21 protein-coding genes and 1 pseudogene are annotated in these 19,993 nt (G+C 64.9%); 3 read left to right on the top strand and 19 right to left on the bottom strand.

The window, feature by feature from the left end:
- The first annotated feature begins 45 nt into the window (after positions 1 to 45).
- The 3 genes from EMO90_RS00815 to EMO90_RS00805 all read left to right on the top strand — a co-directional run bounded on the left by EMO90_RS00815 (position 46) and on the right by EMO90_RS00805 (position 1,900).
- Positions 46 to 393 (top strand): RNA polymerase-binding protein RbpA, encoded by a 348-nt coding sequence (locus EMO90_RS00815; protein WP_150353555.1) that lies wholly within the window; start codon positions 46 to 48, stop codon positions 391 to 393.
- A gap of 197 nt (positions 394 to 590) precedes the next feature.
- On the top strand, positions 591 to 1,307 hold the full coding sequence (locus tag EMO90_RS00810; RefSeq protein WP_150353556.1) for an HAD hydrolase-like protein: 717 nt from the start codon (positions 591 to 593) through the stop codon (positions 1,305 to 1,307).
- Positions 1,308 to 1,447: 140 nt separating this feature from the next.
- A complete protein-coding gene (locus EMO90_RS00805; RefSeq protein ID WP_190971956.1) occupies positions 1,448 to 1,900 on the top strand; it encodes a DUF3592 domain-containing protein in 453 nt (150 codons plus the stop codon).
- Between the two features lie 577 nt (positions 1,901 to 2,477).
- On the opposite strand, the gene EMO90_RS00800 is transcribed toward EMO90_RS00805, so the two are convergent.
- The 19 genes and pseudogenes from EMO90_RS00800 to EMO90_RS00715 form a co-directional block, all read right to left on the bottom strand.
- On the bottom strand, positions 2,478 to 3,116 hold the full coding sequence (locus EMO90_RS00800; protein WP_150353558.1) for a MerR family transcriptional regulator: 639 nt from the start codon (positions 3,114 to 3,116) through the stop codon (positions 2,478 to 2,480).
- Positions 3,117 to 3,264: 148 nt separating this feature from the next.
- On the bottom strand, positions 3,265 to 3,702 hold the full coding sequence (locus tag EMO90_RS00795; RefSeq protein ID WP_150353559.1) for an FHA domain-containing protein: 438 nt from the start codon (positions 3,700 to 3,702) through the stop codon (positions 3,265 to 3,267).
- A gap of 54 nt (positions 3,703 to 3,756) precedes the next feature.
- Positions 3,757 to 4,596 (bottom strand): DUF881 domain-containing protein, encoded by an 840-nt coding sequence (locus EMO90_RS00790; protein ID WP_190971957.1) that lies wholly within the window; start codon positions 4,594 to 4,596, stop codon positions 3,757 to 3,759.
- 1 nt (position 4,597) lies between these two features.
- Positions 4,598 to 4,930, bottom strand: coding sequence for a small basic family protein (locus EMO90_RS00785; protein ID WP_150353560.1), 333 nt, complete (start codon positions 4,928 to 4,930; stop codon positions 4,598 to 4,600).
- Positions 4,931 to 5,884 carry a DUF881 domain-containing protein gene (locus tag EMO90_RS00780; protein WP_150353561.1) on the bottom strand — a complete coding sequence of 318 codons (954 nt, stop codon included), beginning with the start codon at positions 5,882 to 5,884 and terminating at the stop codon, positions 4,931 to 4,933. It lies immediately after the preceding gene.
- Positions 5,884 to 6,534 (bottom strand): CDP-alcohol phosphatidyltransferase family protein, encoded by a 651-nt coding sequence (locus EMO90_RS00775; protein ID WP_150353562.1) that lies wholly within the window; start codon positions 6,532 to 6,534, stop codon positions 5,884 to 5,886. Before EMO90_RS00775 ends, EMO90_RS00780 begins: the two co-directional genes overlap by 1 nt.
- Before the next feature lie 181 nt (positions 6,535 to 6,715).
- Positions 6,716 to 7,567: an ATP phosphoribosyltransferase gene (gene hisG / locus EMO90_RS00770; protein ID WP_150353563.1), complete on the bottom strand. Its 852-nt coding sequence runs from the start codon at positions 7,565 to 7,567 to the stop codon at positions 6,716 to 6,718.
- Between the two features lie 47 nt (positions 7,568 to 7,614).
- Positions 7,615 to 7,878, bottom strand: coding sequence for a phosphoribosyl-ATP diphosphatase (locus EMO90_RS00765; RefSeq protein WP_150353564.1), 264 nt, complete (start codon positions 7,876 to 7,878; stop codon positions 7,615 to 7,617).
- Between the two features lie 34 nt (positions 7,879 to 7,912).
- Entirely contained in the window at positions 7,913 to 8,578 is a 666-nt protein-coding gene (gene rpe, locus EMO90_RS00760) for a ribulose-phosphate 3-epimerase (protein WP_150353565.1), read from the bottom strand.
- An 11-nt stretch (positions 8,579 to 8,589) separates the two neighbouring features.
- Complete coding sequence (lgt, locus tag EMO90_RS00755) at positions 8,590 to 9,618, bottom strand: prolipoprotein diacylglyceryl transferase (protein WP_150353566.1); 1,029 nt, start codon at positions 9,616 to 9,618, stop codon at positions 8,590 to 8,592.
- 45 nt (positions 9,619 to 9,663) lie between these two features.
- Complete coding sequence (gene trpA, locus EMO90_RS00750; protein ID WP_150353567.1) at positions 9,664 to 10,533, bottom strand: tryptophan synthase subunit alpha; 870 nt, start codon at positions 10,531 to 10,533, stop codon at positions 9,664 to 9,666.
- A 49-nt stretch (positions 10,534 to 10,582) separates the two neighbouring features.
- Complete coding sequence (locus tag EMO90_RS00745; RefSeq protein ID WP_150353568.1) at positions 10,583 to 12,670, bottom strand: bifunctional indole-3-glycerol phosphate synthase/tryptophan synthase subunit beta; 2,088 nt, start codon at positions 12,668 to 12,670, stop codon at positions 10,583 to 10,585.
- 740 nt (positions 12,671 to 13,410) lie between these two features.
- Positions 13,411 to 13,974: an MFS transporter gene (locus EMO90_RS12565; RefSeq protein ID WP_263390659.1), complete on the bottom strand. Its 564-nt coding sequence runs from the start codon at positions 13,972 to 13,974 to the stop codon at positions 13,411 to 13,413.
- A gap of 106 nt (positions 13,975 to 14,080) precedes the next feature.
- Positions 14,081 to 14,503, bottom strand: a pseudogene (locus EMO90_RS12695) (MFS transporter); the annotation flags it as partial.
- Positions 14,504 to 14,785: 282 nt separating this feature from the next.
- Positions 14,786 to 16,342 (bottom strand): anthranilate synthase component I, encoded by a 1,557-nt coding sequence (locus EMO90_RS00735; protein WP_150353569.1) that lies wholly within the window; start codon positions 16,340 to 16,342, stop codon positions 14,786 to 14,788.
- Positions 16,339 to 16,746 carry a phosphoribosyl-AMP cyclohydrolase gene (gene hisI, locus EMO90_RS00730; protein ID WP_150353570.1) on the bottom strand — a complete coding sequence of 136 codons (408 nt, stop codon included), beginning with the start codon at positions 16,744 to 16,746 and terminating at the stop codon, positions 16,339 to 16,341. The genes EMO90_RS00735 and hisI overlap by 4 nt, the downstream gene beginning before the upstream one ends.
- Before the next feature lie 54 nt (positions 16,747 to 16,800).
- Positions 16,801 to 17,571, bottom strand: a complete 771-nt coding sequence (gene hisF / locus EMO90_RS00725) for an imidazole glycerol phosphate synthase subunit HisF (protein ID WP_150353571.1) — start codon at positions 17,569 to 17,571, stop codon at positions 16,801 to 16,803.
- 142 nt (positions 17,572 to 17,713) lie between these two features.
- Positions 17,714 to 18,949, bottom strand: coding sequence for a 23S rRNA (adenine(2503)-C(2))-methyltransferase RlmN (rlmN, locus tag EMO90_RS00720; protein WP_150353572.1), 1,236 nt, complete (start codon positions 18,947 to 18,949; stop codon positions 17,714 to 17,716).
- A gap of 54 nt (positions 18,950 to 19,003) precedes the next feature.
- On the bottom strand, positions 19,004 to 19,966 hold the full coding sequence (locus EMO90_RS00715) for a phosphatidate cytidylyltransferase (RefSeq protein ID WP_150353573.1): 963 nt from the start codon (positions 19,964 to 19,966) through the stop codon (positions 19,004 to 19,006).
- Positions 19,967 to 19,993 lie beyond the last annotated feature (27 nt).

Below are 19,993 nucleotides of genomic sequence, written 5' to 3'. Positions count from 1 at the left end.
CCAAGTGTTGAGTAACGTTGTATAGGCTGTTTTGAAGGAGGAAACATGGCGGAACGCTCCCTGAGGGGTATGAGCATCGGCGCGAAGTCGCTCGAGTCCGATGACAATGTGGATTTCGCGGCGAGGAATGACGTGGCGTACGTGTGCCCGAAGGGCCACCGCACCATCCTGCCGTTCGCCGAGGGCGCCGAGGTGCCGGATGAATGGGAGTGCCGCTGCGGTGCGATCGCGCACCGTGAGGGCGACAAGGACGCGGAGGCGGACGAGATCGCCAAGCCGACGCGCACCCACTGGGACATGCTGCTCGAGCGCCGCAGCGAGGATGAGCTGAAGGCCCTGCTGGAAAAGCGCCTGCAGATGCACCGCGACGGCTGGATCCCGGATTACGAGTGATCGCGGGGGATTGCAACGCATCACTCTTGCCGGACGTTTGGTTGTCAAACGATTGACATCATATGTCTGAACAGTGGGTGAACTGTTCGGCGCTTATGCGCATTATGGTATGCCCGGTCTTCGCGACCGGGCATAATGTTACCCGGATTATTCCCTCTGGCACCGATTGGCATTGAAGAGACTGGAGAGCAATCGACATGGCCCATCCCATGAAGGTCGTCCTGCTTGATCTGGACGGCACCCTTACCAAATCCGACGGCGGCATCATCCAAAGCGTCGTCAAGACCTTCGAGGAGCTTGGCCGTCCCGTGCCGGACGACGAGGAGCTGCACCGCTTCATCGGACCGGCCATCAGCGAATCCATGGCACGCAACCATATCCCGGAGAGCGAGATGGATCGCGCCATCGCCATCTACCGCAGCTATTACAACGAAAAGCCCGTGTTCGATGATCCCAACGAGCCCGGCGCCAAGGTGCCCGGTCAGCTCGTCAACGTGGTGTTCCCGGGCATTCCCGAGCAGCTTGAGCGTCTACGCGCCGACGGATACTATCTGGCGCTGGCCAGCTGCAAGCCGGAATTCCAGTGCGTGCCGATCTGCGAGCATTTCCACCTGACCGGCCTGCTGGACGGTGTCTTCGGGGCCAGCAGGGACAATTCGCGCCTCGACAAGGATCAGGTGATCCGATACTGCTTCGAGCGCATCGGATTCGATCCGGCGGCCGGCGACCAAGCGCTGATGATCGGCGACCGCTACACGGACATCGACGGCGCCCGCGCCTGCGGCATCGACACGATCGGCTGCCGCTGGGGCTACGCGCCGGCCGGCGAGATGGAGGAACACGGCGCGTACCGGATCATCGAGCGCGTCGATCAGATCGAGTCGGCGGTCAACGAATACTTCGCCGAGCACTGAGTCGCACCCCTCGGGTGCGGCGGGCGGCCGGCCTGTTTCCCCATGTCCCGTTCCCGTCAACGCGCTTCCTTGCCATGACATGTGCGCGCATGTGCGACAATGGAAGAGTAAGACGACGCACACGGGGCAAGGGGGACTGCATGCCACGATTCGATACCGATCTGTTCATGTTCGGCCTGCCGTTCGTCATCCCCGGTGCCATTTTTGCCATTATCGGGTTCCTCGCCTTGCGCCACGCACGGCTGATGGATGAGCGATGCACGTCATCCACGGAAGGCATTGTGAGCGAACAGGTCGACAACACGTCGGACGACGACGGCGATTCAACGAGTCATTCCTGGTATTTCGAGGTCACGTATGAAGTTGACTGCGAGACATTTACCATAAGCACAAAACCGTCGGACGACGAGAATCGGTTCCATGTGGGCGACCGACTGACCGTCGAATACGATCCGGCCGATCCGGACCGTTCGCGGCTCACCGTTGACGCCGACGACAACGACCGCTCCGGACTGAGAAGCATGGCTGCGATCGGCGTATTCTCCTTTGCGATAGGCGCCGGTGCGATGATCGCATCATTTCTGCTGGTGTAAGGAAACGCAGAGCGGAACGTTTGGTACGTTTCCGAGCCTATTTTGGGCTTCAAAACGTACCGATCGTTCCGCTCTGTTGTATTCGGGACCATATTAAGTTATCCGATAATGTACGTTATGTCAGATTGTATGGGAAAACGCTCCCCTCAGGTATATCGCGTATATCGCATCCGACATACAGCGCGTCCCGCACAAGACTTGCGATCCCATGCCGCTTCAGTGCGCATGATCGGCACCAACCGGTCACACATGCTCCAGGGATGATCGCGCGTCCGCATATATACGCACGAACGCATCGCGCGCAATAGGCCCAAAACGCCCCCATTGACCGTCACCCCGTTTTCTGACATAACGTAATCCCCGACCGAAGATCGCCGCCAAACCTTGGTGAAATCGGTTTCATAAATACATTGGTGCGAATGGATGCGATATGAGACAACCAAACCCCCTCCTGCGTCTCAAATCGCCACCCAAACCGGAATTGGGTGTATTTTGAGACGCAGAAAGGGTCGGGATTGTCTCAAAACGCACCCATTGTTGGTTTGGGTGGCGATTTGAGACCGCTGTATAGCCCCGCCTAGCCTCGCTCGGCCTCCCGCTCGCGCTCCGCCTTGCGCGCCTCGAGCTTCATGCGCAGTCGCGCCGCGGTCAAATCGTCGATCGGCCTGCCGGCGGGCTTGCCGGTCACGCCCAGGGCCCCGTCGGTCAGATCCACATGGTCCTCATGCTCCAAGGCCTCGCTGATCTGATGCCACAGTGATCCCACGGACACCCCGAACACGGCCTTGCCGCTATGCACGAGCTCGATGACCTGCTCATTGGTGGTGCATTCGTGGACCTCGTCGCCGTCGCACATGATCGTGACGTGCTCCAGCTGCGCCGCGGTGCGCTGCGTCAGGAATCCGATGGCCGTCGTGACGTTCTGCAGATTCACGCCGGCGTCCAGCAGACGCTTGGAGACCGCGAGGATCACCACATCCTTGAAGGAGTACAACCGCCGCGAGCCGGAGCCGTGCGACGGATTGATGGACGGCTCCACGATCTGCTTGCGCGCCCAGTAATCCAGCTGCCGGTAGGTGATGCCGGCCACCTTCGAGGCGACGGTGCCCCGGTATCCCCGGCGGCAATCCTGTTCGTCGGCGGTGGCGAACAGTTCACCCTGGACCGCATGGGGGCCGCGGTCCGCGCCGCCCGTGCGCACTGAGAGTTCCACCACGGCTCTCCCCTTTCATGAGAATCGATTGCGTATGGACGCCAATCAGACGCTCATACGCAAAGAAGCCGCGCACTCCACTGGAATGCCACGGCTTCTTCCCTATGATCTTATTGGTCGCATCGTCGTCGCGTCCGCGCCCGGCGTCCCGTCAGCGGATCACCGCGGACTTGGTGAAGAACACCAGACGGAACTTGCCGATCTGGATCTCGTCGCCGTTGTGCAGCTCGGCGTCGTCCTTGCGCTGGCGGTTCACATAGGTGCCGTTCAGGCTACCGGCGTCGATCACGTGGTATACGCCGTTGATGCGGCGGAACACCGCATGGGCGCGCGACACGGTGGAATCGTCAAGCAGGATGTCGGCGTTCGGATCACGGCCGACGGTCACCTCATCCTCGTCGAGCAGGTACCGGGAGCCGGTCACCGCTCCCCTGGTCGAGATCAGCAGCGCGGTCCCCTCGGACAGGCGGGCGATCGTATCCAGGTCCTCCTGCGTGAGCGGACGGTCCCCGGTGGTGGTAATCGGAATGGTGATGGCGGGCAGACCGATGATGGTGGTCTCGCCTGCGGTAGGAATCGGATCAGTCATACGCTCCATTGTACAAACCTTTCATGCCTTTTGTCCGCGATTCGGGCCGTTTCGCTATTCCACCGTCTTGGCGTACTTGTTCGGCGGTAACTGGCGCACGCTGCTGATGAGCACCTCGTCCGATTGTTGGACGCTCACCGTGGCCCCGAAATCGAGCTTGAGGGTGGAGCCCACGCCGCCGGCAATGTCGATGGCGCTCTGCAGCGTGGACGGGTCGCCGATCGCCTTGACGATGTACGGGCTGCTGACGATCTGGTCGTCGCACACCAGATCATCGCCGCTTCGGCGGATGGATGTGGAGGTGATCACCCGCACGCCGCCGAATTCGATCACCTCGGCGCCGGCGTTGCGCAGCTCCTCGATGAGGTGGAACATCGTGGCCGCGTCGATCGGATGGTTGGCGTTCTCGCCGATAGAGATGGTCACGCCCTTGCCCTTCGCGGGCAACCTGCCGGAGAGGATGCCGCTGGTCTGCTCGTTCTGCTGGGCGATGAGTCTGGCCTGTTCCTGCTTGTCCGCAGCGGCCTTGATGGAGTTGAGCTGCGCGATGAGCTCGGTCTTGCGCTCCTCCAGCTTGCTGACCTGCGCGCTGGTTTCGGTGAACAGGCGGCGCAGCTCGTCCTCGGTCATGGACTCGTAGGAGGACTGCGTGTTGTGCATCTGGACCATGTACCCGAATCCCAACAGCGCGCACAGCAGCATCACCAGCACGCTGGTCACGATACGGCTGCGGGTGGCGTTGCGGTTGAGATCGCTCAGCGGGGGCTTGCGGCGGATCACAGGAAACGAGCCGGTCTCGGTGCGGTCGTTCACGCGATCCCGGCGGTGCTGGTGTCGCATCGCGTTCTGCGGGTTCTTGGAATCCCTGTTTTGCGAATCATGCTCGGCGGCCATGCTAGCCCCTGAAGATGAATCGGCGGATGGCGGACACGTTGGAGAAGATGCGGATGCCGAGCACCACGATCACGGCGGTGGTCAGCTGCGAGCCGACGCCGAGCTGGTTGCCCAGGAACACGAGCAGCGTGGCGGTGATCACGTTGGAGAAGAACGAGATCACGAACACCTTGTCCGAAAAGCTGCGTTCGAAGTAGGCGCGCGCGGCACCGAGCAGCGCGTCAAGCGCCGCCACGACCATGATGGGCAGATAGGGCTGCAGCACAATGGGAATGTCCGGCTGCAGGAAAATGCCGATCACGATTCCGATGATCAGTCCGAGGACCGCTGCCATTTATTCGATGCTCCTTGCATACGAGAGGTTTCTTGACTCCGCTGCCTCCAGTCTAATGGTTTTGACGGAGGAGACCTGTGGATGAATGCCCGCGCTCTCCAACTGCGCGGCTACATCGCCCGAACCGCTCCCGGCGACGGCCGCCTTGAGCTTGGACGCGTCGCCGATCGCCTGGATGACATATGGGCTCTCGATCTTCGTCAGATCCACCAGAATGGTCTGGCCGGCCTTGCGGATCGAGGTCTGCACGCCAAGCCGGCACCCGTTCACGGCGATCGCCTCGGCGCCGGCGCCCCACAGCTGCGAGACGTACCACTGCAGGTCGCTGTCCGCCACCACGCGCAGCTGGGCGGACGACGAGCCGGTGCCGTCTGCGCTGGCGGAGATCGGGTTGGTGAGCGTGATCGAAACGCCCGGTCCCTCGACCGGCAACGCGCCGATCGATGTCTCGTCGAGTTCAAGCTGGGTGTTGTCCGCATCGGCGCCCACCTGATCGCTCAGCGTGGTGATCTGGCCGCGCAGATCGATCAGATCGCGATTGAGCTGATCCGACTGCGCCGAGGCTTCATCGATGCGGCTGATGTACCAATCGCGCTGCTGCTTGCGCGGGTCGGCGTGCAGACGCTGCACGACCACGGAACCGCTGATGCCCACCATCACGCAGATCAGGAAGACGATCACGCGCGTGGACCATACGGAAAAGGCCGATCGCTTGCGCTGGTCGAGCAGCGAGTCGGCATAGAGGGAATCCATGGGTCGATTGGTCAGATCGTCGATCAGACGCAGTGATTCGTCGGCCAGACGGCGACGGCGCGTCGAATTCTGCGCGTGAATGCCCAGCGGGCCTTCGGCATGGCGTGCGGTCAGCCGTCCCGCCCCGGAGGAGAACACGGCCCTGCGGCGCACGGGCGTGGCGTCCGCTGGCACGGGTATGGAGATCGGCTCAACCGTCATCAGGCGGTCCGCTCCCCCGCAGTCCCATCCGCGACGGCATCGCCCGCGGCCACGCCGTCGGCGCGCAGCAGATCATGCCCCTGCTTGAGGTAGATCAACCCGGCCATCCAGTACAGCAATACGCCCCAGATCATGCCAGCTACGCAGATCAGATGCAGGCCCTGCGTGAACCGTCCGGCCCACAGCTCGGCGATGATGAACGCGGGAATGGACATCATGAGTATGGCGGTGCCCGCCTTGCCCACGAAGTGCACGGGCAGCGGGCCGTAGCCGTGCTGCGCGAGGACGAGGACCTCGATGGCCATGACCAAATCTCGCAGGCCCACCACGATGAGCACCCACCACGGGATCACGCCGGCGATGCCAAGAGCGACCACCGAGCAGAAGATGAGGAGTCGATCGGCGACCGGATCGAGCACCTGACCGATCTTGCTCACCTGATTGAACTTGCGGGCCAGTGTGCCGTCGAGACTGTCCGAAAACGCGCTGAAGGCCAGAACGATCAGCGCCACGGCCATCTCGCGCCTCGCCACCAGCACGGCGAAGATCGGGATGGAGATGATGCGCAGCAGACTGATCGCGTTGGGGATGGTCCAGATGAGATCACGGGCCTCGGGACTGTACTGCGCATCCGCCTGATGAACCGCCACTCGCGACCTCCTTCGAAAAACCTCTTACGAGACTACCCCAACATGGCGAAAAAATGGCCGGAATATGGCGAATCCGCCCGGATCGAACGCCTCGAACGGGTTCAATACGGACGGATTCGATGAATCTGATGAAATTATGCCGCGGCCAAAGCGCGGACGAAGCCGCCGAAGCCGCCGCGGATCAGATGCGGGAGGCCTGCAACGCGGTCACGATGATGCCGCGCGCACCCACCTCGTACAGGTCGTCCATGAGCTGGTTGACCTTCTTCTTGGGGACCATGACGCGCACGGCCGCCCACTGCTTGTCGTGCAGCGGGGAGATGGTGGGGCTTTCGAAGCCCGGGGTCACGGCCACCGCGGCGGACACCTTGTCCACCGGGATGTCGTAGTCCATCAGCACGTACTGGTGGGCGGTGAGCACACCCTGCAGACGGCGGGACAGCACCGTGAGGCGCGGATCGTCGTCCGCCACGCGGGGCGAGCGGATCAGGCAGGCCTCGGAGTGCATGAGCGGATCGGCGAAGATGCGCAGCCCGGCGTTCCTCAGGGTGGTGCCGGTGGAGACCACATCGGCGATCAGGTCGGCCACGCCCAGCTGCACGGAGGACTCGACGGCACCGTCCAGATGGATGGTCTGGGCGTTGATGCCGTGGTTCGTCAGATAGTCCTGCACGAGCTTGTCGAACGTGGTGGCCACGCGCTTGCCCTCGATGTCCTCGAGGCGCGTGATCGGCGAGTCGTTCGGCGCGGCAAAGCGGAACGTGGACGCGCCGAAGCCGAGCGGCATGTGCTCGAGCGCCGGCGTGCCCGAGTTCCTGAGCAGATCCTCGCCGGTGATGCCCACGTCGATGGTGCCGGTGCCCACGTACACGGCGATGTCCAGCGGACGCAGGTAGAACAGCTCGATGTCGTTGTCCGGATCCTGCACCACAAGCTGGCGCGGGTTGGTGCGCAGCCGGTAGCCGGCCTCGGACAGCATGTCCCATGCGGGCTCGGAAAGCATGCCCTTGTTGGGCACTGCGATGCGAAGCATTGTGAAACCCCTTTTCGATTCGTTCCGGTGTTGCGGCGGGAAAGCCGTCACAGGTACTTGTACACGTCCTCGAGCGTGATGCCGTGCTTGACCATCATGACCTGCACATGGTAGAGCAGCTGGCTCATCTCCTCGGCCATGCGCTCGTTGCCCTCGTATTCGGAGGCGATCCAGGTCTCCCCGGCCTCTTCGACGATCTTCTTGCCGATGAAATGCGTGCCCTTGTCCAGCTCCTCGACGGTCAGGGAGCCTTCGGGGCGGGTCTTGGCCTTCTCGCTCAGTTCGGCATACAGGGACTCAAACGTCTTCATGGGGTGATGCTGCTTTCTTGTGATTGGTTGTTGTTCAGGCCTTGTAGGCGGCCTCGGCCTGGGCGCGGATCTGGTCGATCGCCTCGGCGGGGTTCTCTGCGCCGTAGACGGCGGAGCCGGCCACGAGCACGTCGGCGCCGGCCTCGGCCACGATGTGGGCGGTCTTGGGGCTCACGCCGCCATCCACCTGGATGTGGGTGTCCAAGCCGCGGCGGGTGATCTCGTCGCGCAGGCGGCGGACCTTGTTCATCTGGTTGTCCAGGAACTTCTGGCCGCCGAATCCGGGCTCGACGGTCATGATGAGGACCATGTCGAACTCCTCGAGGATGTCGAACAGGGGCTCGACGGGCTCGGCCGGGCGCACGGCGAAGCAGGCCTTGACGCCCATCTCGCGCAGCTGGCGGGCCAGACGCACCGGCGCATGGGTGGCGCCCATGTGGAAGGTGACGGACTGGGCTCCGCACTTGGCGAACTCGGGGGCCCAGCGGTCCGGATCCTCGATCATCAGGTGGACGTCCACCGGCAGGTCCGTGACCTCGCAGATGCGCTTGACGATCGGCTCGCCGAGCGTGAGGTTCGGGACGAAATGGTGGTCCATCACGTCCACGTGGACCAGATCGGCGTTGGAGATGGCCTTGAGGTCGCGCTCAAGGTTGCAGAAATCGGCGGACAGGATGCTGGGTGCGATTTGAATGCTCATGGTTCCTCATTCTATGAACGGGTAGGTACGGTGGGATCATCCGAAGGGGCCGGGGCATCCGGCGGAACCGGGGAGCCGGGCGCGGCGGACGCGGGCGCATCGGAGGCGGATGCGGGTGCGGGTGCGTCGGTCCCGCCCTTGCCGTCCTCCTCGCCGTAGGTCTCGATCTCGGTGACCGTGCGCAGCTTCTCGGCAAGCAGCGCGGGATCCTTGCCCCGCTGCATGATCAGCACGAGGGCGATCGCGCCGCACACGAACACGGCCATGGAGACCCACACGTTGATGCGCACGCCCAGGAAGGTGTGCGCGTAGTCGATGCGCAGGGCCTCGATCCAGGTGCGGCCGGCCGTGTACCACATCACGTAGATGGCGAACAGGGACCCGGCCTTGAGCGCCTTGATGGCCTTGGAGCCGATCCACACGATCAGCAGCGCGCCGATCAGGTTCCAGATCATCTCGTACAGGAAGGTGGGGTGGAACAGCGTGCCGGTGGGGCAGGTCCGCCCGTCGTAGCACTGCTCACCGGCCCCGATCGCGCTGCCGGCGGCGTCGATCTTCAAGCCCCAGGGCAGCGTGGTGGGGCCTCCGTAGAGCTCCTGGTTGAACCAGTTGCCAAGACGGCCGATGGCCTGGGCCACGAGCAGGGCGGGCGCGATGGCGTCCGCGAGCAGGGCCATGGGATAGTGCTTGTCCCGGCACCACGCCCACGCGCCGAGCGCGCCCAGGGCGATGCCGCCCCAGATGCCCAGGCCGCCGTTCCAGATCTTGAACATCTCCACCCAGTTGCCGCTGGCCCCGAAGAACCGCTCCGGCGTGGTGATGATGTGGTACAGGCGCGCGCCCACGATGCCGCAGGGCACGGCCACGATCGTGATGTCGAAGATCTGGTCGAACGTGCCGCCGTAGCGCTTCCACCGGAGGGTGGAGATCCAGACGGCCGCCACGATGCCCGCAAGGATGCACAGGGCATAGATGTGTATCGTCACCGGTCCGATCTGGAATTGCGAGATGGACGGCGACGGGATGTATGCGAGATTCATGGTCCTCATCCTAGGCGATGCGCATTACCGCGGGCTCGGGACCGCTCAGCGCGCGGCCGCGACGCCGTGGGCCAGCTCGTCGGACTTGGCGGCCAGATTGGCCAGTCCCTCGGCCTCGTCCAGCGCCTTGCGGCCGGAATCGTCCAGCAGCTGGTGGACCAGCGCGGAGCCGACGATCACGCCGTCGGCGTAGGCGCCCACCTTCGACGCCTGTTCGGCCGTGGACACGCCGATGCCCACGCACACGCGGGCGGCCCCGGCCTTGCGCGTGCGGTCCACCAGCGCCTCCGGGGAGTCGGTGATGGTCTTGCGCTCGCCCGTCACACCCATGCGGGAGGCCGCGTACACAAAGCCGCGGGATGCCTTGGAGACGACCTGAAGACGCTCGGCGGCGGAGTCAGGGGAAACCAGGAATATACGGTCCAGACCGTGGCGGTCGGACGCCTCGATCCACTCCCCCGCCTCGTCGGGGATCAGGTCGGGCGTGATCAGGCCCGCGCCGCCGGCGTTCTCGAAGTCGCGTGCGAAACGCTCCACGCCGTAGTGGTAGATGAGGTTCCAGTAGCTCATGATCAGCGGCACGCCGCCGGCGTTGGCCACGGTCTCCACGGCCTTGAACACGCCGTGGATGCTTTCCCCGTTGTTCAGGGCGATCTGGCTGGCGGCCTGGATGACCGGGCCGTCCATGACCGGGTCGGAGTACGGCAGGCCGATCTCGACGGCGTTGACGCCATGGTCCACCAGGGTCTTGAACGCCTTCAGGGAGATCTCGGGGTTCGGGAAGCCGTAGGGCAGGTAGCCGATGAACGCGGGCTTGTTCGCCTTGTCGAGCGCCTCGAACATGGTGGCCGTCTGGCTGGGCTTGTGGCTGATGCCGAGCGGCTGGCCGGACGGCGTGGTTGCGGTGTTGCTCATAATGTGTTTTGTCCTCTCAACGTGTTGCTTGGGTCTCGGCGCGGCCGTCTCAGGCGACGGTGTCCCCGTGCGCGCCGGTGACCTCAAGCGCCTTGGACTGCTCGTCGGTCAGGTAGCCGAACCACTTGCCGGCGGTGGCCATGTCCTTGTCGCCGCGGCCAGAGATGTTGATGATCATGACCGGGTGCTCGTAGCCCTTGGCCTTGAGGTCGGCGGCCGCCTTGTAGGCGCCGGCGACGGCGTGGGAGGACTCGATGGCGGGGATGATGCCCTCGGTCTGGCTCAGGTCGCGGAAGGCGTTCATGGCCTCCTCGTCGGTGGCCCAGGAGTAGTTGACGCGGCCGATGTCCTTGAGCCATGCGTGCTCGGGGCCCACGGAGGCGTAGTCGAGGCCGGCGGAGATGGAGTACGTGTCCAAGGTCTGGCCCTCGTCGGTCTCCAGCAGGTAGCTCTTGGCGCCCTGGAACATGCCGAGCTGGCCGGTGCCGGGGGCGAAGCGGATGGCGTGCCTGCCGGACTCGGGGCCGTTGCCGCCGGCCTCGTAGCCGTAGAGGTTGACGCGCTCATCGTCCAGGAAGGCGTTCATCACGCCGATGGCGTTGGAACCGCCGCCCACGCAGGCGCACACCGCGTCCGGATGGTCGATGCCGTACCAGTCCTTGAGCTGCTGCTTGGCCTCCTCGCCGATGATCTTCTGGAAGTCGCGGACCATCTCCGGGAACGGGTGGGGGCCGGCCACCGTACCGAGCAGGTAGTGCGTGTCCTTGACGTTGGTGACCCAGTCGCGCAGGGCCTCGTTGATGGCGTCCTTGAGGATCTTGTCGCCCAGGGTGACCTCCACGACCTCCGCGCCGAGCATGCGCATGCGAGCCACGTTGAGGGCCTGGCGGCGGGCGTCGATCTGGCCCATATAGATGCGGCACTTGAGGCCGAGCATGGCGCACACGGTGGCGGTGGCCACGCCGTGCTGGCCGGCGCCGGTCTCCGCGATCACGCGGGTCTTGCCCATGCGCTTGACGAGCAGGGCCTGGCCGAGCGCGTTGTTGATCTTGTGCGCGCCGGTGTGGTTGAGGTCCTCGCGCTTGAGGAACACGCGCGGCTCGATGCCCACCTTCTCGGCGATGCGGGCGGCGAAGCGCGGGGCCTCGGTCAGCGGGCTCGGACGGCCCACGTAGCGCTGGTTGAGGGTGACGAGCTCCCTGGTGAACTCCGGATCGGCCTTGGCCTCCTCGTAGACGCGCTGCAGCTCGTCAAGCGCGGTGATCAGGGCCTCGGGCACGTAACGGCCGCCGAACTGGCCCCAGTACGGGCCGTGGTGTTCGCTCAGCGGGGTGGTTTCGGATGCTTTCACTCTGTTGCCTGCTTTCACTAGTCGTTCAACTGCAAGTTCATGGTCGTCGGCGGTGGCCACGCCCTCGCCGACCAGCACGGCGTCCGCTCCGGCCCGTCCGTAGTCCTCCACCTCGACGGCGCCGAACACGCCGGATTCCGCCACCTTGATCACATCATCGGGCAGGTCGGCGGCAAGTTCGTTGTACTTGTTCACGTCCACCCTCAGGTCCTTGAGGTTGCGGGCGTTGATGCCGATCACGCGTGCGCCGGCCTTGCGGGCGCGCGCGATCTCCTCCCGTGTGTGGGTCTCCACGAGCACGGTCATGCCCAGATCGTGCGCGAGTCCCAGCAGGTGGGCGAGCGTGCGGTCGTCCAGGGCGGCCACGATCAGCAGCACCAGATCGGCGCCGTGCGCGCGGGCCTCCCAGACCTGATAGTCGTTGACGATGAAGTCCTTGCGCAGCAGCGGGATGTGCACGGCCTCGCGCACTTTGTCGAAGTCGTCCAGGCTGCCCAGGAAGCGGCGCCCCTCGGTGAGCACGGAGATCGCGCTGGCGCCGCCGCGCTCGTATTCGCGGGCCAGGGCCGCCGGATCGGGAATGTCGCTCAGATGGCCCTTGGACGGCGAGGCGCGCTTGATCTCGGCGATCACCGGGATGCCATCGGCCTTCTTGAGCCACGCGAACGCGTCGATCGGCGCGGGGGCGGCCATCACGGCCTCCTTGAGCTCCTCCAGCGGCGTGACCTTCTCGCGGGCGGCGGCGTCCTCCACGGCACCAGCCACCAATTCATCCAGGACCGACATGACCCTCCCTTGCCTAACGTATGGAACATGCGTCACTGTATGTCCCAACCCCAGACAGCGTCCCCTGCCGTCCCACGTTCCGGGCAAATACGGGCAATCGCGGCTGATCAACGTCATCCTGAGCGCGGCGCGGCTTTGCACCCACCGTCATCCTGAGCGAAGCGAAGGATCCTTTACTTTGCGCACGGACCAAGAATCCTTCGACTCCGCTTGGTTCCGCTCAGCATCGGCGAGGAAACGCGCCCCACGCATTGTTCTGTTTGCCCCACAGAATGAGTGAATCCGATTGCTGGCGGGGTCGGAATCCGTTCCCACGCAGCGGATTTGCTCATTTTGCTGTCGAGGGGCCGTGGAATGTGCAGATCGGGTGCGGCTATGCCGGGTGCATGCCGGTAGGAGGCCGTATCTCTGAAAGTGGGGGCGGATTTCGGCATGTGCATGATGCTATACATCACAGTGGGGGCGTCGATGATCGCACATTTGCCGTCCGGGGGGATGGAATTCGTGCCGAATCGGTCGTATTGGGGCAGGTTTCGAGCTCTTTTTGGCTGTCGTCGCGCCCCCACTTTCATGTATGTCGCTCTGCAAAGTGAGAAATCCGCCCCCACTTGGCGAGATAGCGGCGAAAAGCGCGCGTCATCCTGCGCGCAGCGCTGCGCTCAGCGAAGGATCCCTGGCCATTGCGCACAAGGCTAAGGATCCTTCGACTCCGCTTCGCTGTGCCCAGGATGACGGAAAGCCTACTCCAGCGCGGCGCCCTTGCGGTCGGGCACGAAGAACATCGTGACGAAGCCGACCACGTAGATGCAGGAGATCGTGCCGAGTGCGAAGCCGAACCCGTGGTCCGTCGCGATCGCGGCGATCGCCACCGGGCCCAGGCCGCCGCCGATGAAGCGTCCGGTGTTGTACAGGGCGGTCTGCGCGGTGGCGCGGAGCTCGGTGGGGAACAGCTCGGAGATCAGCGCGCCATAGCCGCCGATCATGCCGTTGGCGAACATGCCCATGAAGAAACCGCCCACGAGCAGGGCCGTCGGATCCTTGAGCTGGCTGTAGACGACCACCATCGCGGCCGCGCCGATCTGGAAGATCCAGAACGCGGGACGGCGGCCCAGATGGTCGGCGAGGAAGCCGAACACGGAGATGCCCAGCATCATGCCGACCACGGTGACGGCGGTCCAGATGCCGGTGGAGGTCAGGGACAGGTTGAGCTCCTTGTTGAGGTAGCTGGGCAGCCAGGTCATGATGCCGAAGTAGCCGCAGTTCTGCACGGTGCACAGCACGATGATCGCGATGGAGAACCGCACGCGCTCCGGCGTGGAGAACAGCTGCCTGATCGAGCCGTGCTCCCCCCGCGGTTTCGCGGTGCTTGAGGTACAGCGGCGGCTCGGGCACGAACACGCGGATCAGGATCGCCACGACGGCCGGCACGATGCCGATGGCGAACAGGCCGCGCCAGCCCCATGCGGTGATGATGGGCGCGCTCAGCAGCGAAGCGAGCAGCACGCCCACCTGGAAACCCAGGCCCACGCCGGAGGTCGCCTTGGCCCGGTTCTTCGGGCTGGATGCCTCGGCGGCGATGGCCATGCCGATGCCGAACTCGGCGCCAATGCCCACGCCCGCCAGAAAGCGGCACGCCGCCATGAACGCGAAGTTGGGCGCGAAGGCCGAAAACAGCGTGAACAGGCCGAAGAACACGACCGAATAGGTCAGCACGCGGATGCGGCCGTACTTGTCCGCCATCCGGCCGAACACCAGACCGCCCAGGAACGCGCCGGCCAGCGTGATCGTGGTGAGCGTGCCCGCCGTGGTCTTGTCGATGTTGAAGCTCGACATGATGCCCGACATCGCGAAGCCGAGGATCATCAGGTCGAGGCCGTCGAGGGCGTGCCCCACGGCCGACGAGAACACCGCCAGACCGGCATAGTGCTTCATGCCGCTGGCTCTGTCCACTGTCTCCTTATCCGCCATGAACATGGTCTCTCCTACTCTTGCTCTTCTGGGAATGAAAAAAACCCCGGAAGAGTGTAGTCGAGGGTGAACACAAGGTAAACGGGGCGTGTCATGACAATGTCACAACACACCCCGTCCCATCACATGGCCCGATCAGGCGCTATATCAGGCGCTCCTGAGCTGCGCGGCGATCTGCACGGATTCCACGCTGGCCTCGGCCTTGTTGCGCGTCTCCTGCCATTCGTTGGCGGGCACCGAATCGAGCACGATGCCCGCTCCGGCCTGCACGCTGGCCTCATGGTCGCGGATGAACGCGGTGCGGATGGCGATGGCCATGTCCATGTTGCCGGAGAAGTCGAAGTAGCCGATCGTGCCGCCGTAGATACCGCGGTCCGAGGGCTCCAGCTCGTCGATGATCTCCACCGCGCGGGGCTTCGGGGCGCCGGAGAGCGTACCGGCCGGGAACGCGGAGGTGAACACGTCGAAGGTGCTCAGATCGTCGCGAACATGGCCGGTGACCGTGGAGCAGATGTGCATGATGTGGCTGAACCGCTTGATGTCCATGAGCGAGACCACCTCGACGGTGTCCGGATCGCACACGCGACTCAGATCGTTGCGGCTCAGGTCCACGAGCATGATGTGCTCGCTGCGCTCCTTGGGGTCGGCCAGCAGCTCCTTGGCGAGCCTCGCGTCCTCCTCGGGGGTCTTGCCCCTCGGACGGGAACCGGCGATCGGGAATGTCATGGCGTGGCCGTGGTCCACCTTGATCAGCGTCTCCGGGCTGGATCCGATCACGTTGAAGTTGCGGCCCTGCGCGTCCGTGAGGGCCATGAAGTACATGTACGGGCTGGGGTTCAGCGTGCGCAGTACGCGGTAGACGTCGAACGGATCGGCCGGAGAGTCGATGTCCAGGCGCTGGGAAATGACCACCTGGAACACGTCGCCGTCCACGATGTGGCGCTTGGCCTCCTCCACGGCGTGCTCGTACTCGGCCTTTGCGGAGCGGAAGCGCAGTTCGGGCTGGGCGACGGACGGGTCCAGCACGCTCACGCGGTTCTCGTGCGGCTGCGGGGTGGACGCGGCCTTCTGCATGCGGTCGAGCCGTCCGATCGCATCGTCGTAGGCGAAGTCGGCGCGCGTGGGACGGTCGTCGAAGTTCACGGCGTTGGCGATGATCCACACCGAGCCGTCCACATGGTCCACGATCGCGATGTCCGTGGCCAGGGCGAGCACGGTCTCCGGCTGTCCGGTCTCATCCGGTGCCTCGGCGCGCAGCGTCGGCTCCCAGTGGCGGATCGCATCCCAGCCGACCGTGCCCACCAGACCGCTGGTGAGCGTGGGCAGACCATCCACATCGGGGGCCTTGAGCGTGGCGAGCGTGGCTCGGGCCACGTCGATCACATCGCCTTCGATGGGCACACCGACCGGCACCTTGCCCAGCCAGTCGGCCTTGCCGTCACGGGAGCGCAGCTGGGCCACGGAGTTGACGCCGATGAACGAGTAGCGGCTCCAGGAACCGCCATATTCGGCCGATTCGAGAATGAAGGTGCCGGTTCGGCCACCGGCCAGACGCTCATAGAAGCCCACCGGGGTCAGGGAGTCGGCGAGCAGGCGGCGCACGATCGGGATCACGCGGTATCCCTTGTCCGCCAGCTCGTGGAACTGCTCGCGGCTCGGCCACGTGCCGCCCCATGCCAGATGTTCGACGCTGCACTCGCTCATCGCTCGTCCTCCTGCTCTTCTTCCTTCACCCTGTGTCCCTCGACCACCGGCAGCGGGCCGCCCTCGAGGAAGCACGACCGCTTGCCGGTGTGGCATGCGGCCCCCACCTGATCGACCTCGACCAGCAGCGCGTCGCCGTCGCAGTCGAGCGAAACGCCCTTGACGTACTGCACATGGCCCGACGTGTCCCCCTTGCGCCAGTACTCCTGACGGGAACGGGACCAGAAGGTTACGCGGCCGGTGGTGAGCGTGCGGCGCAGGGCCTCGTCGTTCATGTAGCCGACCATGAGCACCTCGCGCGTGTCGTACTGCTGGATCACCGCGGCCACCAGTCCCCTGCCGTCGCGCTTGAGTCGCTCGGCGATGCGGGGATCCAGCGTCGTGCTGTTGTCATACGTCGTCATTGCTTCGTTGTTCTCCAATCGAATCGATCGTCGTGTCCGTCCGGGCCGCCGCGTTCAGCGCACGGTGTAGCCGTGCCGGCGCAGCTCGTCCTTCACGTCGCCGATCGTCATCTTGCCGTAATGGAACACGGATGCGGCCAACACCGCGTCGGCCCCGGCCTCGATGGCCGGAGGGAAGTCCTCCACCTTGCCGGCGCCGCCGGAGGCGATGATCGGAATCCTCACCTCGCGTCGCACCGCGCGGATCATCTCAAGGTCGAAGCCCTCCTGCGTGCCGTCGGCGTCCATGGAGTTGAGCAGGATCTCCCCCGCGCCCAGCTCCTCGGCGCGCTTGACCCACCAGATCGCGTCGATGCCAGTGGACTTGCGGCCTCCCATGGTGGTCACCTCGAAGCCCGACCGGGTGTGCTGCTCGCCGCGTTCACGGCGGGCATCCACGGACAGGACAAGCACCTGGTTGCCAAAGCGCTCGGCCACGCGGCTGATCAGCGTGGGGTCGTTGATCGCGGCCGTGTTGACGCCCACCTTGTCCGCGCCGCAGCGCAGCAGGGAGTCCACATCCTCGGGTGTGCGCACGCCGCCGCCCACGGTCAGCGGGATGAAGATCTGCTCGGCCGTGCGGGAGACCACGTCGATCATGGTCTGGCGATGCGAGCTGGAGGCGGTCACGTCCAGGAAGGTGAGCTCGTCGGCGCCCTGGCGGTAGTATTCGCGGGCCAGCTCCACCGGGTCGCCGGCGTCGCGGAGGTTCTCGAAATGCACGCCCTTGACGACGCGCCCGGCATCGACATCCAGGCATGGGATCACACGAACCGCAAGCGACATGGCCAAACTCCTGTTCCCTCGTTTCCGGGTGGCCGCGCGGCTCCGCGGCCGCCCGACCTACAACCGTTCAGCGTAGCTTCCGCCCGTTACAACAGTCCGCATGATGGACGGACGCCGATCGGCACTCACAATGACCGGACGGCTACGCGGCCACGTCCTTCTGCGGGGCAAGGTCCTTCGCGACCAGGTCCTTCCCCCTTGCGGCGAGCTGCCCGCAGGCGCCGTCGATGTCCTGCCCGCGGGTGTCGCGCAGCGTGGCGGTGATGCCGGCCGCATGCAGGATGTCCAGGAAGCGCTGCTCGTCCTCAGGCTTGGAGGCGGTCCACTTGGAACCCTCGATGGGGTTGAGCGGGATCGGGTTGACGTGCGCCCAGTTGTCGCCGTAGTGGTTGAGCCGCTTGGCGAGCAGACGGGCGTGTTCGGCCTGATCGTTGATGCCACGCATGAGCGCGTATTCAATGCTCACGCGCCGCTTGGAGGCGAGGAAGTAGTCATGCGCGGCGTCCAGCACGGCGGTGGTGTCGAAACGGCGGTTCATGGGCACCAGCTCGTCGCGCAGCTGGTCGCTGGGCGCGTGCAGGGAGACGGCCAGACGCACCGGAATGCCCTCCGCGGCAAGCTTTTTGATGCCCGGGACCACACCCACGGTGGAGACGGTGATGTTGCGCGCGGAGATGCCGAAGCCCTCCGGCGGCGCGGCGCTGATCTGACGGACGGCCGAAAGCACAGACCTGTAGTTGCCCATCGGCTCCCCCATGCCCATGAACACCACGTTGCTCAGACGCCCCGGGCCGCCGGCCACCTCGCCGTCGCGCATCATTTTGGCGGCGATGCGCACCTGCTCCACGATCTCCCCCGCGGACATGTTGCGCGTCAGTCCCAGCTTGCCGGTGGCGCAGAACGGACATCCCATGCCGCAGCCCACCTGCGAGGAGATGCACAGCGTGGTGCGCGTGGGATAGCGCATGAGCACGGACTCGATGAGCGAGCCGTCGAACAGCCGCCACAAGGTCTTGATGGTCGTGCCCTCGTCCGCCACCTGGCGGGTCACCTCATGGATGAGCTCGGGGAAGAACATCCTGGCCGCCGCCTCGCGCTTGGCAGCCGGGAAATCGGTGAATTCCTCCGCATTGACGTCGAAGTGGCCGTAATAATGGTTCGCAAGCTGGCTGACGCGGAACTTGGGCAGCCCGAGCTCCTTCGCCGCGGCGATGCGCTCTTCGGGCGTCATGTCCGCGAAGTGCACGGGCGGCTTGCCACGGCGGGCGTGGTCGCGGCTGAGCACGTCACGGAACGCGCCGTCGGTGCCACCTTCGGTGATGCCGGTCTCCGGCTCGTCGCCGCCGGCGGTGTTGGTGTTGCGCTGATCGCTTGTCATGCCTGGTCTTCCCTTTCTAGAATCACCATGCTATGATACGCGATCCGCGCGGCATTACAGGCCCGTGGCGTACAGCAGCAGGGCGATCACGGGCGCGCACATGAGGATCGAGTCGACGCGGTCGAGCACGCCGCCGTGGCCCTTGAGCAGGTGGCCCATGTCCTTGATGCCCAGATCGCGCTTGATCAGGGAGGCGCACAGATCGCCGTACGTGCCGACGAGCCCCACAAGCACACCGGCCAGGATGGGCACCCACCAGCGGGTGGCCCACTGTTCGGGGCCGTAGGTGCAGGCGAAGATCGCGAACGCGCCGGCCATGGCGAACAGCATGGATCCGGCAAGCCCCTCGTACGATTTCTTGGGGCTGATGCGCGGGGAGAGCTTGTGCTTGCCGAACGCCGCGCCGAAGAACAGACCGCCGGTGTCCGACAGGGCCGGCAGGAACACGCTCATGCACGCGTGGGCGAACGGATGCCCGCCGAAGGTGAGGGGGAAGATGAGATAGCAGGCCAGTACCTCGATGTACAGGACCGTGAACAGGGTGACGCCCACGTTGGCCAACCGGCTCGCCTTGGGCGCCTGGCCCTCCTGGTTGAAGGAGGAGGCGCGACGGATGCTCGCGTCCGACGCGGACAGCTTGCGCGCCACCGCCATGGGCACGCGCGTGCCGAAGCTCAGACGCGCGGTGGACGCCGGCAGCATGAGCACCACCGTGGCCATCATGCCCAGCGACATGGTGGCGAAATGCCACGGAGCATAGTAGGTGGCCAGCATGGTGGCGGCCGAGCACAGGCTCAGCGCCACGAAGGGGATGTGCAGGCCCACCGTGGCGAAGTCGATGCGCAGCTCCCACAGGCCGAGCGTCATGAACAGCACGATCAGAAAGACAAAGACGTCGGTTCTGATGGCGAGGGCCGCGAGGATGATCGCGACCAGCAACGCGCCGGTGGCGATGGCCTGCGGCATGTTGCGTCCGGTCTTCTTGTTGATGGTGTCGATCTGTTCGTGCTGGTCCATGACTGTACTGCTCGACTTGGTTGCTTG

The organism is Bifidobacterium vespertilionis (genome assembly GCF_008698145.1).
Lineage (GTDB): Bacteria > Actinomycetota > Actinomycetes > Actinomycetales > Bifidobacteriaceae > Bifidobacterium > Bifidobacterium vespertilionis.
Note: the sequence above shows the minus strand (reverse complement) of the source record. Positions and strands in the feature narration are given on the sequence as shown.

What these genes read in the sequence shown, in the direction of transcription:
- EMO90_RS00805 (WP_190971956.1), top strand. Translation starts at nt 1,448, where the DNA reads ATGCCACGATTCGATACCGATCTGTTCATGTTCGGCCTGCCGTTCGTC.
- EMO90_RS00810 (WP_150353556.1), top strand. Translation starts at nt 591, where the DNA reads ATGGCCCATCCCATGAAGGTCGTCCTGCTTGATCTGGACGGCACCCTT.
- EMO90_RS00815 (WP_150353555.1), top strand. Translation starts at nt 46, where the DNA reads ATGGCGGAACGCTCCCTGAGGGGTATGAGCATCGGCGCGAAGTCGCTC.
- EMO90_RS00790 (WP_190971957.1), bottom strand. Translation starts at nt 4,596, where the DNA reads ATGGCCGCCGAGCATGATTCGCAAAACAGGGATTCCAAGAACCCGCAG.
- trpA (WP_150353567.1), bottom strand. Translation starts at nt 10,533, where the DNA reads ATGAGCAACACCGCAACCACGCCGTCCGGCCAGCCGCTCGGCATCAGC.
- EMO90_RS00745 (WP_150353568.1), bottom strand. Translation starts at nt 12,670, where the DNA reads ATGTCGGTCCTGGATGAATTGGTGGCTGGTGCCGTGGAGGACGCCGCC.
- EMO90_RS00765 (WP_150353564.1), bottom strand. Translation starts at nt 7,878, where the DNA reads ATGAAGACGTTTGAGTCCCTGTATGCCGAACTGAGCGAGAAGGCCAAG.
- EMO90_RS00715 (WP_150353573.1), bottom strand. Translation starts at nt 19,966, where the DNA reads ATGGACCAGCACGAACAGATCGACACCATCAACAAGAAGACCGGACGC.
- hisG (WP_150353563.1), bottom strand. Translation starts at nt 7,567, where the DNA reads ATGCTTCGCATCGCAGTGCCCAACAAGGGCATGCTTTCCGAGCCCGCA.
- hisI (WP_150353570.1), bottom strand. Translation starts at nt 16,746, where the DNA reads ATGACGACGTATGACAACAGCACGACGCTGGATCCCCGCATCGCCGAG.
- lgt (WP_150353566.1), bottom strand. Translation starts at nt 9,618, where the DNA reads ATGAATCTCGCATACATCCCGTCGCCGTCCATCTCGCAATTCCAGATC.
- EMO90_RS00735 (WP_150353569.1), bottom strand. Translation starts at nt 16,342, where the DNA reads ATGAGCGAGTGCAGCGTCGAACATCTGGCATGGGGCGGCACGTGGCCG.
- hisF (WP_150353571.1), bottom strand. Translation starts at nt 17,571, where the DNA reads ATGTCGCTTGCGGTTCGTGTGATCCCATGCCTGGATGTCGATGCCGGG.
- rlmN (WP_150353572.1), bottom strand. Translation starts at nt 18,949, where the DNA reads ATGACAAGCGATCAGCGCAACACCAACACCGCCGGCGGCGACGAGCCG.
- EMO90_RS00785 (WP_150353560.1), bottom strand. Translation starts at nt 4,930, where the DNA reads ATGGCAGCGGTCCTCGGACTGATCATCGGAATCGTGATCGGCATTTTC.
- rpe (WP_150353565.1), bottom strand. Translation starts at nt 8,578, where the DNA reads ATGAGCATTCAAATCGCACCCAGCATCCTGTCCGCCGATTTCTGCAAC.
- EMO90_RS00795 (WP_150353559.1), bottom strand. Translation starts at nt 3,702, where the DNA reads ATGACTGATCCGATTCCTACCGCAGGCGAGACCACCATCATCGGTCTG.
- EMO90_RS00780 (WP_150353561.1), bottom strand. Translation starts at nt 5,884, where the DNA reads ATGACGGTTGAGCCGATCTCCATACCCGTGCCAGCGGACGCCACGCCC.